This is a genomic window from Rossellomorea sp. y25 (genome assembly GCF_038049935.1).
Taxonomy (GTDB): domain Bacteria; phylum Bacillota; class Bacilli; order Bacillales; family Bacillaceae_B; genus Rossellomorea.
Genome location: NZ_CP145886.1, coordinates 4,207,501 through 4,223,784, shown reverse-complemented (window position 1 = coordinate 4,223,784; position 16,284 = coordinate 4,207,501). Strand labels below are relative to the sequence as shown.

The following is a 16,284-nucleotide window of genomic DNA, read 5'->3' as shown; positions in this document are numbered from 1 at the left end:
TAAGGTTGATAAAAAATGAAGCTAGCAAAAAGAATACTAAGTACGAGTATTACGGTCGTTCTGTATGCTGTATTGTTCATAATGATATTTGTTGTCGTTTCATCCAAGGCAGCCGGTGGGGAACCCCAATTCATGGGCTATCAAATAAAGACAGTATTATCAGGGTCGATGGAACCTGATATCCAAACGGGATCAATCATTGCGGTGAAGCCCGGGGGAGATATGACCCGTTTTAAAGAAGGCGATGTTATTACATTTAAAGAGAAAGAGAACATTCTCATCACTCACCGGGTTTTGGAAGTGATAAAGAGCGGAGAACATGTAATGTATAAAACAAAAGGGGACAATAACGACGCTCCGGACCTTGAACCTGTGCTATCTGAAAATGTAGTGGCAGAATACAATGGGTTCACGATTCCCTATATAGGATACTTCATGAATTTCATGAATTCGAAAAACGGTGCATTGATGTTCATCATCCCGGGAGTTTTACTCCTTTTATATTCAGGTTTTACGATCTGGAAAGCCATCTCGACCATCGATCTTTCAGCAAAAAAGGTAGATGCGATAGAGAAGAATGTATCTTAATTTGTTTTAAGAGAAGCGAGGGACGGACCTTTTGCTTCTCTTTTTTCATTTGTTTATAACAAGATTCACTTGAAAAAAGCTATCGTTCCGCAGTTAAAGCCACTCAAAATGAACCTCAGTCCAAAGGAATTATCTCTGTACTTAAGAAGCTCGTGTATAGGCTGATTATGTAATGTAATCAGCTTTTTCCTGTTTTCTTGCCACTTGAAATATTGACCATGGTGAAGGAAGATGATCTGAAAGAACTTCTGATTCAATAGAGTTTCATCAATCCTTAATAGATTACGGGACCCTTTTCGGTAACACTTCACTATTCCTCTCATTCCCACGTTAGTGATATTCCTTATTTCTCTGCTATTTAAAACCTCTTTGGAACAATAACTTAAAATCCTCAAACTGTTAATATTTTACACTATCTTTTACAATAAAGAAGTACTACAAAAGTTATTCAGGGCGAGTTACATAGGTATTAACAAAACCGGAGCATGGATCATTTGTATTTCTTTTATTTTCTTGCTGCTCGGAGGTGGCATTTCTTCTCAGGAAGGGGTAGAGGAAGGTGGATATGTAAGCGTCCAGGACTATAATGGACAAGGATACACCCTCCCAAATAGAAAAGAAACCGACAAAATTGCAGAATCCAATCGTGGGGAAGTAGGAAAAGGTGCTGACGGATCGCGTGTTTACGGAAGAGGGGCAAGTAGAGGACAGGATCAAGGGGGGATCATATCGTCTCATTTTTGAAAATGAATTTAATAAGCTGGATCGATTCCCCGGGGGACCTACAGGGTAGCGGTAAATGATAATGGAGTCCATAAAGAATCCTTTGAGGGGTTTAAAGATAATTCGATAGAAGAGGATGTTTTTCTGATGGATTAAGAATGTTTTAAGTTCAATAGTGGAGGTGTATACGTTCATGGTCACTAAAAATAAATGGTTTATATGCGGAATCGCCTTTCCATTGTTGCTAGGCGGATGTGCGAATGGGAATGGTGTGAATGAAAAAGAATATCCTAAAAAACAGGTGAAGAATCAATTTGTAAGTGTCCAGGAGTATATTGGAGAAGGATACACCCTGAAAAATGGGGAAGAAACAGACAAGATTGCCGAAGGCAAACGTGAAGAAGTAGAGAAAGCGGTAAAAGATTTTTTCTTGAAAGAATATAAGACAGAGGTACATGTCCATAATATTGTAGGCAATATAGACGGAGCTACAGTATTTGTGGAATCAACTAATCCTCTTCATTTTTACACGTATGCAGTTGTTCCAATCGATCAATCAAATAAAAAAATTCTGTCAGACGATGTGTTTTCTCAAGAAGGACAGGTGGAGGGTGCCATAACAGAAGGTTTATACAGAAAAATATTTAAAGACGAGTTTGATCGTTTGGAGGAGTATTTAGAGAAAATTGTAAAGGAAGAACCCGTTACTGGAAGAACGATTGAATCCCTTCAGAATGTTGGTGGATCAGGATATATGACACCTTATTACTTTTTATCTTCCTCCGTTTCAAATGATGAAGCAATTAAACCAGTTTATGAGCTATACATGGAAGATCCCCGGGTTAGTAGAGAAAAATTAAAGGCTACTTACAATGAACAAGCGTTTATTCCTACTTATTTTGAGGTAGTCATTAATTTATTTATGAAAGATAAAGAAACTGACCCGGATGAGAAGGTATTTAATAGAGTTGTAAACGATATTGAAAGTATGGATGATATACCAAAAGGAACATACAGTATTTTCGTCAATGACAATACAGTCCTCAAACAGTCGTTTGAAGGGGTGAAAGAAAATTCCCTCGAAAAGACGACTCCGGATGAGATTGTTAAGGAGTAGGTACTCATACATAGAGGTTATGAAGAGAGAGGGATAAGACAAATATGAATGCTAAACATAAATGGGTTATATGAGGAATCGGACTTTTATTATTCCTTGGTGGATGTATGTATCAGGATAATGAAAAAACAATGTTGATTCAAAAGAGGCTAACGGAGTATATAAAGATACTTTTGTGAGAGTGCAAGATTATAAAGGTGACGGATATGTCCTCAGAAATGGAGAAGAGGAAGGTAAGATTGCAGAGGAAAAAAGTGATGAAGTAAAAAAAGCAGCTAAGGATTTCTTTATGGAAAAGTATAAAACAGATGTCAAAGTCCATAACATAGTCGGAAATGTGGATGGTGCGACAGTATTTGTTGAGTCGAAAGGACCTGTGCACTTTTTTACAACCGCTATAGTGCCAATCGATTTGAGTCGCAAAAGGGTATTAGAGGATGACGTTACGTCTTTGGACGGTGAAAGCGAGAGCGCCATTCAAGGAGGTCTATATCACCTTATATTTGAAGATGAATTTAATGGACCAGTATCTAAGTAAGATAGAGTCCGAAAATGAAGTGGTTGGGAAAAGGAAAAAATCACTGGAAAATGTCGGAAGGGCAGGTTATATGACCCCCTATTTTTATCTATCCACTCCACCGGACGATAAAGCCATCCAACCTGTGTATAAGGCATATCTGAAAGATCCTGGCATACCCATCAGTGAACTTAAATCGCTATTTTCGAAAGCTGATTTCGTAGCAGAAGATTATAATATTACCATTCAGTTATATATGGAGAGTGAAAATGTAGAACCTAATAAAGAAATATTTAATAAAGTTCAGCAGGATATTAGGTCTATGAGCTTGATACCTAAAGGAAATTACAGTGTAATCATTAATGATAATTTAATTACGAAAAAGTAGACGATGGGATTAAAGATAATTCTTTGCAATTAACGTTTCCGGATTCCATTGTAAAGAAGTAATGTTAAAGTGGTGAGCTGTGTGACCCACTATGATTATCTAGCTACTCCCGACCTGGTGATAAGCTTAAATTTCAGGAGATTTATTTTCAGAACTTATAGGTTATCATTTGAATAATTGGGGTAATTATACAAATATATGAGTCTGAAGACATAAGTTGAATATGTGAAATGAATAGGATGAAAGAAACGTAACGAAGAAGTCTGCTCCCCTACTTTTTTCCTGTTTTACTGGATTGCTCTAAGTATTACCCGATTGAACTGTTAATACTTTACAGACTTTTATACAATATAAAGGTAATTCTTTAAATGAACCCATCCAATTAGGAGGATCAGACATTCATGAACAGAAAAAATAAGTGGATTATATATGGAATCGGACTTTCATTATTACTTGGAGGATGTATGAATATGGATAATGCGAATGGTAATGGTGTGGATGAAAAGGAAAGTGCACAAAATGAAGTGGCAGCTCAGTATGAAAGAGTGCAAGATTATAAAGGTGAAGGGTACACATTAAATAATGGTGAAGAAAACGATAAAATTGCTGAAGCTAAAAGAGAAGAAGTAGAAAAAGCGGTCAAGGAATTTTTCTTAGAAAAATATAAGACTGAGGTAAAAGTTCATAATCTAGTAGGAAATGTAGATGGAGTGACGGTATTTGTAGAGTCGACAGGACCTGTCCATTTTTATTCTTATGCCATTGTTCCAATCAACCAGAAAACTAAAGAAATCATTTCCGAAGAAGTAAGGTCCCAGGAAGATGTTGTTGAAGAAGGAATTCGAGAAGGTTTGTATAGACTGATTTTCGAAGATGAGTTTATTAATCTGGATAATTATCTTGATGGAGTTGTATCCGAAAAAGAGGTAGTGGGTAGAACTGTTGAATCACTTCAGAATGTTGGCGGATCAGGTTTCATGACTCCCTATTATTCGATTACTTCATTTAATGGTGATGAGGCAATACAGCCAGTGTATGATTTATATATGGAAAATTCGAATACCAACATAGAAGACCTGAAAAATGCATTCGATAAAAAATCATTTGATGAACAATATATAAACATTAATATTATTCTATTTATGAAAGAGGATAAAGTATCTCCGAGTAAAAGTATTCTAGATAAAGTATCAAATGATTTAGAAAAATTGAATTCAATTCCTAATGGGACTTATCAAATCATAATCAATGATAATGGTGTACACAAAGAATCATCTGAGGGATATAAGGATAATTCAATAAAAACTGAATTAATTAAATCTAAATAAAGGTGATTTGGGATATGACTAAATTACAAAAACCACTTATACAAGAAGTAAATAAAATTAATATGGATAAAGATTTAGTTGAATTAGCTGGGTTAGTTGCTTATGAGCATCCAAAAGTTACTGACAAAGTAACCGTTAATGGTCATGACTATAAGGTCATAGACACAATGTATGAACACCCATCAGGACTTGATGCTCTAACAGTCGAGAACTTTAAGACAAAAGAAATTTCAGTAATTTATGTTGGTACAGATGCAGGTGCTGTAAACGGGAATCAAGATTTATTAACAGATGTCCAACTTTTAAGCGATTTGACACTCCCCCAACTGGAGGCAGCGGAAAGTTATCTCGCAAAAGTAGATAAGGAAAGTAAAAATAAAGGCGGAGTGAAATACGCCACGGGAAACTCTCTTGGTGGTCCATTAGCAACCTACGCCGTCAGAAATCGCCCAGATATTAAAGCAGTTACCCTAAACCCGGCACTTCTTCCAAAAGGGGTGATCGATCCTAACAAAAGCTACGACAACATCACCAATTACTTCACCAACTATGACGTCTTAACCGGAACTCTCATTGCCCTGAATCTTGATTCGCGAATTCCAGGAAAGAGATACGATATTTCGACAGGGATACCGGTGATCGGCGAGAAGTTCAGTATCCTGACAAACAATCATACGGGGTATACCGATGGTGGGAAATACGTAATTGGTCTAGATGGGGAACCTGGTTACGGTGAAATCCATGTTGAAGCCGATGCCCACATCATGACTAGCATCTGGACGGGGGAACCCCTCTATGGCGGTCATTCGGAAAGGATCGAAATCAATCGTGAGAATCTTAACCTGTTGGCTGAGGCCCTGGCAGGTGATGTCACCACAAGGTTGGGGTATGCCGGGGACTACTTGATCCATTCACAGGAAATCGCCCAGCATGAGGGAGACCGGTACTCCGAGCGGTTGAGCCGCCTGCAGATGATCTTTGAGGATTCCTTCGAAAATTTGATCGGGAACCCTTTATTCATAGGCATCACGACGACGGGACATCGTTTGACCTCGGAGATCGACCATCTTATTTCTCTTTTGAATATGGCTGAAAACGCCAGTAAATCTCTCAATGGTGTTTTGAATTCCCCACCTGTCGAACTCGTGGAGCACTTATTCAACCGAAGCGTCAGTGTCGAAAGTATTTTCGGTCAGGCCCGGAATCAGCTGCTTGAATTCAAACAGGAGATTACCAGTTTGACAGGATTCCTGCAGAACATCCTTCATAAAGAAATTCCTGAGCTATTTAGCGGGGGGAAAGAAACCTTGGAGGATCTTCTTGTGAACGAGATGCTGGCACACTATAAGATTATCAACTTCAATAGTGCGCAGATGAATAGTCACATAGCAGAATTTCAGAGTCAGGTTGGGGACCTTGCAAAAAACTTTGGAGAACGTGATTCTTCTTTAAGTGCAAGCATTTCAGGGGGGGCCTCGGTTCAACATGAAGTAGTGATGCCGAAGAAGAACGACTACGTGCTGGAAACGTCTCATCACATGCTTATCGGTATGAAGGTGAAAGAGATCTACCTGGATGGATCCTTTGAAGCTTTCAAGGGAGTTTCACACCGTTTTCTATTGCCGCTATTGGGAGGTTTGACTGGGCTTGCTTTTGCCATCGAAAACACATTGGAGGTCATCTCCGCTCAAATCAATGGTGCCATGAATATTGCCCTAAGTGGGACGGTTCCTGGAAAGCTCATCAGCATCTTCTCTGATTTCGATGACAAAATCCGCTCGTACGTTTCTTCCGCACTGGAGCCGATCGATGAGTTGGCTGCGACCATTGAAGGACTCCGAGACGGATTGACCCGATTGACGATTGGATTCCCGGCGTTACTGGACAGCTTCAGACCTTATATCGACTCGGCGATTTTTGATCTGACGAGCTACTCCAATATCCATATTTACAATGTATCGGCCATGGCCATCCATGAAGAAATGGAAATGCTCTTTGACGACATCGTCCACCAGCTCAGTCAACATAAAGGAAATTCGATTGAAGCATTATGTGAAATTTCACAACGAGTGAAAGATAACATGATCCAACTTCGTCAACAAGTGGATCGTGTGACATTGTAGGAACAAGGCATCCGCTTGTTCCTATTTTTTTTTGGCTCTTTTGCAATCGGTAGATGAGAAACGTCGACTTGAATGATTACTGCTTCCGGGCGCCCCGACAAAGAAAATTTGACACGAAGGATCAATTAATCGTAATGAGGATCAATAAATCAAAATCAGGATTAATAATCTCAAAACAGGATTGAAAATTGCCCAATCAGGATGGATTTAACTGCGAGAGGGTTCCGTATCAGAATCAAAAGCCATACCGGCACCCGCCAATCCGTTCAGCTTCCCCCTCCAGCTGAAAAAAAAGACAATCTAAAGTCATTTTCCGTCCATAAGCATACAAAATATAGCCTTTGGACCTTCAATCGAGCAAAGTCTCACCCCAAAAGAAGCATCCTGTAGTGAAATCATCTACTACTATAAAGCAGCCACTATGTTTACACTAATAATAGGAAAAAAATCCCCCTTTTGTCATATAGCCACTCCTTTGAATTTATTGTAAAATAAAAAAGACAGAAAATTGCAAGCGTTTGCACTAGTTCGAAATAACTACATTAATATTGATCTCACATTTTTTTAACTCTTTGTGCAAACGTTTCCACAATCATCAAGAGCACTTCTATTATTCTATTAATCCAATTTAAGAGGGGGAAAACATGAATGGGAAATAAGACAAAGCGTCGATTCTCGATTTTTATGACTTTGATGATACTCATCAGTCTGTGGTCACCGTTTGCACCGGCAGCTTCTGCTGTCGCGGATGGAAATACCACGACTGACGCAGCTGATACGGGTGAACGCACAGTACGCTTCACATATGAGCGTGAAGACCAAACGTATGACGGCTGGAATATATGGGCCTGGAACACAGGAGTAAAGAATGATCAAATCAACTTTGACTCCTATGAAAACGGAGTGGCGGTAGCGAACATTGCCGTTGCACCTGAAACAGAGCAATTCGGTTTCGTTCTTCGCAGTACCGAGGACTGGAATACGGCGGAGAAGGAGTTTGGCGATCGTTTTATAAAAGTGAACAAAAACGACACCCTCACCAAGGCGTACATAACAAGCGGTGTCGAGGAAATCCGCATTGTGCCTGATGGATCGGCCCCGGTCATCGATCAGGGGAGTGCGACGTTCTATTATCGTGATAAAGAATTGTTCGCAAACGATACGATGGATTCAATCGAAAAGGTAGAGTTGAAGTACAACGGGGAAACAAAGGAAATGACGTATGAACCAGAGAATGAGAGATTCGTTCTATCATACGAGAACATTCCGAATGGAAAGAACCCGTACTCATTCCTGGTCACAAAAGACGGTGAAACGACAGAAGTAAGTGACCCTTACAATTCAATGGACGGGCAATCATTTCTTGATTTCCAAAAAGCTGATCTGACGGTTACTGGTTCAGTGGCTCCAACTGCTGTGGACTATAATGAGAACGCTGTCTTGACGGTTGATGTAGCTGGACTGACAGAGGATGTGAAAATCCAAAAGATCACGGCAGATGTTTCTTCACTTGGCGGATCAGAGAAACTTGAAATCGATCCTTCATTAAAAGAAGTGACATTAGCCGTCGATGATGACATTACGGCAGGGACGAAAACGATTCCTCTGACCGTAGTGGATTCATACGGGAACTATTATGAGGGAACGACTGAAATCGAAGTAAATGCAAGACAGTCTGTCGGCGATTCGGATCTTGATTGGGATGAATCTATTATTTATTTTATGCTGACAGATCGATTCTTCAATGGGGATACGTCGAATGATGATCCTTACAATTTGAATTATGATCAAAGCAAACGCGGTACGTACCAGGGTGGAGATTTCAAGGGAATCACGGAGAAACTTGATTACCTTGATAACCTTGGCGTGAATACGATCTGGATCAGTCCGGTCGTTGAAAATATTAAGTATGATGTCCGTTCCGTTGAAACAAACGGGGAATCGGATCAGCCTTATTTTGGTTACCACGGCTACTGGGCGAGTAACTTCGGTGAGCTGAATCCTCACTTTGGATCAATGGAGGAGTTCCATACCTTAATCGATGAGGCACATGACCGCGGCATTAAAATCATGGTCGATGTGGTCTTGAATCATACGGGGTATGGGTTAAAAGAGATCGATGGTGACTTAGCCACCGATCAGCGTCCACCAGGTTACCCGACGGATGCAGAACGCAACAAGTACAGCGACATCGTACGCCAAGGCAATGTTGGCACGGATGAAGTTGTCGGAGAACTAGCAGGATTACCAGACGTCATCACGGAAAATCCAGAAGTCCGCCAGCAAATCATCGATTGGCAAACGGATTGGATCGAGAAAGCGACAACGGCAAAAGGGAATACGATCGATTATTTCCGCGTCGACACTGTGAAGCACGTGGAAGATGCTACGTGGATGGCCTTTAAAAACGCCATCACGGAAAAAATGCCTCAGCACAAGATGATTGGTGAAGCTTGGGGAGCAAGTTCAGACAATCAGCTGGGATATCTTGATACCGGAATGATGGACTCCCTTCTGGACTTCGGTTTCAAAGGTATAGCTAAAGATTTTGTAAACGGCGACCTGAAAGCAGCCAATGATAAGCTGACGGCACGAAACGGAAAGATTGATAACACGGCAACACTCGGTCAATTTTTAGGAAGTCATGACGAAGACGGCTTCTTGTATTCGTTAGGCGGAGATGAAGGCAAGCTGAAAGTGGCCGCTTCACTTCAGGCAACGTCGAAGGGGCAGCCGGTCATTTATTATGGTGAAGAACTAGGGCAAAGCGGTGCAAACAATTATCCTCAGTATGATAACCGTTATGATTTTGCCTGGGATGATGTAGAAAATAATGACGTGTTAGAGCACTATACGAAGATTTTAAACTTTAGAGGGGCACATTCCGATGTGTTTGCTAAAGGGGAGAGAAAGACTGTCGGTGGTTCGAATAGCGATAAATTCCTCGTATTCTCCCGTGACTATAAAGAGGACTCTGTCTACGTTGGGTTGAACGTGGCGGACGAAGCGAAAGAGATCACGTTGACAGTGGATTCTCCGGATGCAGTCGTGACGAATGCGTATTCCGGTGAGACATTCAATGCTGACGGAGGAAATGAGATTACGATGACTCTACCTTCCAAAGCAGACGGCGGTACCGCATTGCTGACCGTTGAAGGCGGTAAGATTACAGGTGCTGAAGCTGGATCAGGTTCAGGGGGAGAAGATCCTGAAGTAGAGCCGGTTCCGGAAAACAACATCCGCATCCACTATAACCGTACCGATGGAAATTACGAAAACTACGGTGCATGGCTATGGAATGACGTGGAATCACCATCGGCAAACTGGCCGACAGGTGCTACCATGTTTGAAAAGACCGACAGCTACGGCGCGTACATTGACGTACCACTTGCTGAGGGTGCGAAAAACATCGGCTTCCTTGTAATGGATATTACAAAAGGCGATGCCGGTAAAGATGGTGGAGATAAAGGATTTACGATCACTTCACCTGAGGTAAACGAGATTTGGATCCAACAAGGATCGGATAAAGTGTATACGTATGAGCCGGTTGATCTGCCGGAAAACACGGTGCGTATTCATTATGAGCGTGAAGACGGGAATTATGAAAACTTCGGTTTATGGACGTGGGGAGACGTGAAGAATGCCCCTGCCACGTGGCCGGCAGATGCCATTGATTTTACGAAAAAGGACCGTTATGGTGCTTACGTAGATGTTGAACTTAATGAAGGTGCTAAAAGCCTTGGATTCCTGGTAGTGAATGAAGCTACGGGAGAGAAAGATGGCGGAGACAAGTCCTTCAACTTACTGGATAAATATGATCATCTGTGGGTGAAGCAGGGTGAAGACAATGTCTACATTTCCCCACATGGCGACGTAGCAACGGGACTGATTTCTTCCGAGGTCATTTCTGACGATACGATCCGTCTGAACTTCACGATGACAGATGGTTTGACAGAGGAAGCGTTATTGTCCGGTTTAGCCATGAAAGACAGTGCCGGATCCGATGTGACAGTGGAAAGTGCTGAAATCACCGGAGACAAAACAGTGGAAGTAAAAGCTGATTTTGACCTGGAAAAACTGCCGTTATCCATCACCTACTCAGGCAGAACCGTTAAAGCGGCAGCTGGCTGGAGACTGATCGATAACAAGTATGCCTATGATGGTGACGACCTCGGTGCCACATATAATAAAGGAAACGCGACCTTAAAACTATGGGCACCGAAAGCAAGCAAGGTAGTCGCGAACTTCTTTGATAATAAAGATGCCGCAAAACCAATCGGCAGTGTGGAACTGACCCTTGGTGAAAAAGGTGTCTGGTCAACAGACGTAAAAGCGAATGACTTAAAGGTGAAAGATTTGAAAGGTTACTACTATCAATATGAAGTAACCAATGACGGCATAACGAAAAAAGTATTGGATCCTTACGCGAAATCAATGGCTGCTTTTACAGTGAATACAGAGGGTGAAGCTGGGCCTGACGGCGATAATGTCGGGAAGGCAGCGATCGTCGATTTAACAGGAACCGATCCTAAGAAATTCAGTTATGCTTCCATTGATGGCTATGAAAAACGTGAAGATGCGGTCATTTACGAAGTCCACGTCCGTGACTTTACGTCCGACCCTTCAATTGAAAAAGATTTGAAGAAGGAAAGATGGGGCACCTATGACGCCTTCATCAAAAAGCTTGATTATATCAAGTCAATGGGTGTGACACACGTTCAACTGCTTCCCATCATGGCCTGGTACTACGGCGATGAAACGAATATGGGCGAACGGGAGCTTGAGTATTCAGCGGGAGGAAATGAATACAACTGGGGCTATGACCCTCACAGTTATTTTTCCCCGGATGGTGCGTATTCACAGGATGCCACTGATCCACAATTACGAATCGAAGAAACGAAGCGATTGATCGACGCGATTCATGACAAGGGTATGGGTGTCGTCCTCGACGTGGTCTACACGCATATGGCTAAAACAAGCACACTGAACGATATCGTTCCAAACTACTATGCGTTCCAGGACGACAAAGGAAACTTCCTTGGAGGTTTCGGAAACAACCTGGCAACCAACCATACCATGGCTGAAAAGCTGATGGTCGACTCAGTGAAATACTGGTTTGACGAATACAAAATCGATGGTATGCGATTCGATATGATGGGCGACGCAACCTACCCATCCATTCAAAAAGCCTATGACGCAGCGGCTGAAATCAACCCGGATGCATTGTTCATCGGTGAAGGCTGGAGAACATTCGCCGGTCACTTATCCGATCCTTCATTAGAAGGAATGGGAGCGGATCAAGATTGGATGGACAAAACCGACGACGTAGGAGTCTTCTCCGACGAAATCCGTAATGAACTGAAATCCGGATTCGGTTCAGAAGGTGAGCCACGATTCCTGACAAACGGCGCACGCGACATCAACACGATTTTTAACAACATCAAAGGACAGCCGGGCAACACGGCAGACGACGACCCGGGCGACATGGTCCAATACATCGCAGCACATGACAACCTGCCGTTATACGATGTCATTGCCCAATCGATCAAAAAGGATCCGGCCATCCCGGAAAACAACCTGGAGATTCATAAGCGTATCCGCCTTGGGAACTCCATGATCCTGACATCACAAGGAACGGCCTTTATCCACGCTGGTCAGGAATATGGACGAACGAAGCAATGGCTAGGGGAAGGCGTACCGGAACAGAAATACCATGAGCTGGAAGATGAAGAAGGAAACCCATTCGGCTACTTCATTCACGACTCATATGATTCATCCGACGCTATCAATAAGTTTGACTGGGAAAAAGCAACGAATAAGAAGAAGTATGAAGTTAATACAACTACGAGAGAATATACAGAAGGTTTGATTAAGCTCAGAAGATCAACCAATGCTTTCCGATTGGGTGAGAAAGAGCTGGTTGATCAGAATGTATCACTGCTTGACTTGCCTGAAATCCAGGATACAGACTTGTTGCTAGCTTACAAGAATGCATCTACAGATGGTACGGGTGAGTACTACGTATTCGTCAATGCGGATAGCGAAGCGCGTACCCTATCGGTGGGTGACTATGACTTCTCTAAAGGTAAGGTTGTAGTAGACAACGACGAAGCGGGAACTAAGCCGGTTTCTAAGAAGTCTGGCTTTACATTGACCAAAGATACTTTGACTTTGGATCCTTTGACCACTGTTGTGATCAAGGTGGATGAGAAGGGGAAGAAAAAGAAGCAATAGTATGATAGAAATGGATAAAAACAAACAACCTCAACCCTGAGAGAAAGGGTTGGGGTTTTGTTTAGGATTGAGACTATTTAAAAAAGTGTTGCAGAAAGAAGAATCCAGCCAGTGTCATTTTTAAACAAACGTATGATTGATTGCTGAATCTCTATAAGTAATGGCACAAAATCAACTTAATAAACGTTTGTTTAATATTGAAAACATCTTAGCAACGGAAGGAAACATCGACACGATGGTTATTTTAAAAACCAAACCTTTGAAGTTCTTTTTAACGGATTTATTATCTCGTATAAATCGGTCATCTGTAATATAATAGACTTATATGTTCTCGAAAAAGAACAATAAATATCTTGTATAATGAACAGGGAGGTCCATTCCATGAGGCAACTTCTTCTTTACATCGCAATTATAAACCTCTTAGATGCATTTCTGACCCTGTATGGGCTACATTTCGATTACATGACAGAAGCCAATCCTTTAATGAATAATCTTTACTCCGCCAGTCCCTGGTTATTTCTCCTATTGAAAGGTGGGCTTTCTCTATCCTTATTTATTCTTCTTTACAAACTCCATCCGGATAAAAAGTTTTCTAATGTCTTACTCAGTGTCTCAGTCATTGCGGCAGCCTCTTATAGTTTTACCTGTATGATGCATGGTTATTGGCTAATGGAGGTTATCTGAACTGAAGGGCGGAGACGAGACCCGGGACAGCTATAACGTCTCATTCACATAGGGGCGAATGACTATGTACTTTCTCTTCTATTTGGAGTCGCTTGATAGCCAAAAAGAAGAGAGCGAATTAGTTTTCCGGACAATAGGAGAGGCTTGTTGTCCCTAAACAATGATCCGGGACACCGGACCTGTCCCTCCGTCCCTTAACAACCCAATGTTATTATTGGTTTCAATAATCGAAGAATCGTTTATATGCCTGTAACGAATGCTTTCCTTCCATACATAGTCAGAAGGAGTGCTACTTTCCTGTTCCTCCTGAAATAGATCAAACTGATGATCACAGTACCGGTAGATCGTCCGGTCGGTCCTTTTTCTGGCATTTAAGGCAATGATGAATTTCATGATGGCACCCCAAATCCCTGTATAGCTCATATTCTTGATCGGGCTGCTTGTGAACTGATGAATCGTAAGGGTCCGGCCATCACGAAAGGTAATATCAGATGTAACGGACGAAGCCGAATGCACATCGCCTGATAAGATGATGCAGTCACTTGGGTTCCAGGCTAATACCTGATGAAGGAAGTCGCTAAAGCCTTTCCCGTTGTATTTCCATGCTTCTAAATCAAAGTCGCTTTGGACAGGTAAACCAAACGTCCTCAGTGGAAGCATATAGTCATGTAGAAAGTTTTCAATTAATCCGATTCCGTAAAGGGGAGCAGGGGATACAAGGATTAAGGGCTCACCTTCATTCCAACCAGACGCGGTCAGTTTAGTGGAAATCCTGTACCATCCCTCCTGATTAATAAGGTTTGGACTATATCTTTCTTCATCTATTCGTCTTCCTACCTTCACAGGCTTTGGTTTATTCACATAACCGCGCTGGGTCCTTGTATCAAGAAATACAGCCTTTGGTGCAGTGGGGGCGGTGAAATGCCAAGATTCATAGTTCCATAGAGCCTGTACCCAGTTGGAGTGGGGGAGTGAACCGGGATGAAAAGAGTCAAAGTAGGTTTGCATGGTTTGACCGAAATGGGTAAACGTATCGGGCTCATTTCCCCAGCCTTGAAAAAGCCAATAGGATGCCAAGCCGTTACTAATGACATGTCTTCCTAAAGGAGCGTTCCAAACGCTCGTTTTCCAATCCTGTGTCAGGTTCCAATCATCTGACATATCGTGGTCATCAAACATCATATAGGTCGGGGTATTGGCCAGTACTCTTCTGACAGAATACAAGGCTTCCTCCAGATGAGCCAGTTCTTTCATCTGCTTTTGGTAGCGGTCTTGAAGCCGCCGATATTCCGTTTTATGCTCTTTGCTTTGACAATCCTTAAAAGCGAAATAGACTTCATTGTTATCAACTGCTTCTTGAAAGGTATCGAACATCCCTTCCTTATGTGCGAGCTCCCATAATGAGGGACTCCACGACAAAATATACATGGCTGCATAGTCACTCAAGCTTAACAGATGATTTGCCGCTTTTCTGGAAGTGAATTTGCAAAAGTGTTCCGTCATATATTGCCTGCCATTGATTTGTTGAAGTCCCTGTCTAAAAGGCTCTTCTTCTAAGCGGGGGTCGACGGCACATAGGTCTTCCTCTTGTCCCACCAGCTCTTTTCCGAACCTTGTTATGATTTTAAAAATGGGATCTGCCACATCATCAGCATATATTTGATCTCCCATTAAAAATAGAGAGGAAGGTCTGTCAGTATGAATATAAGACGTTGCAATGACATGATCTGCTTCTGACAACACATCCGCCCCCTCCCCGTGGAGCTTTCGACATGAACCGTATAGAATATTCGATGGAGTTCCTTCGTTAATATAAAAGGTAGGGTAAGCGAGATTTTCGTAGACAATCGAGTGTGGGTGAGTAGGGGAGAGTAAGTCGAAGCTGCCCAGGTCCAGTGTTTCATTACTATCATCAAACAATAAATTGTACCCTAATAATTTATTAGTAGGAAAAGATCCGGCTTGTGGAGAAATGTTAATTAAACTTATATATAAGTTCTTTCCTGCTTGTACCGTTTTCGTCTCAGTCTCACAGGCTATGCTCATATAGTCAAAACATTGAGATTCGTTACCCAGTTTTATCTTGAATAACTCCGCTTTAATATCATATGGCTTGCTCAATGCAATCCAAATAAAAGCTTGTGCAGGTTCCACCCGACGAACAATCGGCCCACACAAAATCGTTGGAAGCTCCATGAATCCATCACCTCATTCATAATCTACTACTATCGTATTCAACTCATAAAGATAGTGTGTAAACAAGCTTAAACCTGAAAAAGAGGTCGGTCCCACATCGCTTTAAAGCGATGAGGGACGGACCTCTTTTATGAAATTATTGGGTGCGTGCAAAATTAAATTTGAAAACCGGAATTGATACTACAATTTAATGAGGAAGAAGAATTGAAGGGGGATCTTAGTTGCTAATAGTTTAAATATGACGATGTAGTGATACTTTACTGAATTCTTCAATATGGGAGAGCAGGAGGGCCTTGTAGTTATTAAAAGAATTAAAAAAACACCATTTTGGAAGGATTAATGAATTTCCTATTGATATAAGATTTAAAAATGTGGTATATTCTTTT

At 41.7% G+C, this 16,284-nt stretch carries 9 protein-coding genes; 8 read left to right on the top strand and 1 reads right to left on the bottom strand.

Going from position 1 to position 16,284, the window contains the following annotated elements; all coding sequences use genetic code 11:
* Window positions 1-15: 15 nt before the first annotated feature.
* From AAEM60_RS21150 to AAEM60_RS21115, 8 genes are all read left to right on the top strand, one after another.
* On the top strand, window positions 16-588 hold the full coding sequence (locus tag AAEM60_RS21150) for a signal peptidase I (RefSeq protein ID WP_341357050.1): 573 nt from the start codon (window positions 16-18) through the stop codon (window positions 586-588).
* 916 nt (window positions 589-1,504) lie between these two features.
* Window positions 1,505-2,428, top strand: a complete 924-nt coding sequence (locus AAEM60_RS21145; protein ID WP_341357049.1) for a DUF1672 family protein — start codon at window positions 1,505-1,507, stop codon at window positions 2,426-2,428.
* A gap of 175 nt (window positions 2,429-2,603) precedes the next feature.
* Window positions 2,604-2,966, top strand: coding sequence for a DUF1672 family protein (locus tag AAEM60_RS21140; protein WP_341357048.1), 363 nt, complete (start codon window positions 2,604-2,606; stop codon window positions 2,964-2,966).
* A complete protein-coding gene (locus AAEM60_RS21135) occupies window positions 2,947-3,333 on the top strand; it encodes a DUF1672 family protein (RefSeq protein ID WP_341357047.1) in 387 nt (128 codons plus the stop codon). The genes AAEM60_RS21140 and AAEM60_RS21135 overlap by 20 nt, the downstream gene beginning before the upstream one ends.
* A gap of 401 nt (window positions 3,334-3,734) precedes the next feature.
* A complete protein-coding gene (locus tag AAEM60_RS21130; RefSeq protein WP_341357046.1) occupies window positions 3,735-4,661 on the top strand; it encodes a DUF1672 family protein in 927 nt (308 codons plus the stop codon).
* Window positions 4,662-4,675: 14 nt separating this feature from the next.
* Window positions 4,676-6,784, top strand: coding sequence for a hypothetical protein (locus tag AAEM60_RS21125; protein ID WP_341357045.1), 2,109 nt, complete (start codon window positions 4,676-4,678; stop codon window positions 6,782-6,784).
* A gap of 648 nt (window positions 6,785-7,432) precedes the next feature.
* Complete coding sequence (locus AAEM60_RS21120; protein WP_341357044.1) at window positions 7,433-13,018, top strand: pullulanase; 5,586 nt, start codon at window positions 7,433-7,435, stop codon at window positions 13,016-13,018.
* Window positions 13,019-13,399: 381 nt separating this feature from the next.
* Window positions 13,400-13,702, top strand: a complete 303-nt coding sequence (locus AAEM60_RS21115) for a DUF5658 family protein (protein WP_341357043.1) — start codon at window positions 13,400-13,402, stop codon at window positions 13,700-13,702.
* Between the two features lie 153 nt (window positions 13,703-13,855).
* Here AAEM60_RS21115 and AAEM60_RS21110 read toward each other — a convergent pair whose 3' ends face one another.
* Window positions 13,856-15,898, bottom strand: a complete 2,043-nt coding sequence (locus tag AAEM60_RS21110; RefSeq protein ID WP_341357042.1) for a hypothetical protein — start codon at window positions 15,896-15,898, stop codon at window positions 13,856-13,858.
* Between the last annotated feature and the right edge of the window lie 386 nt (window positions 15,899-16,284).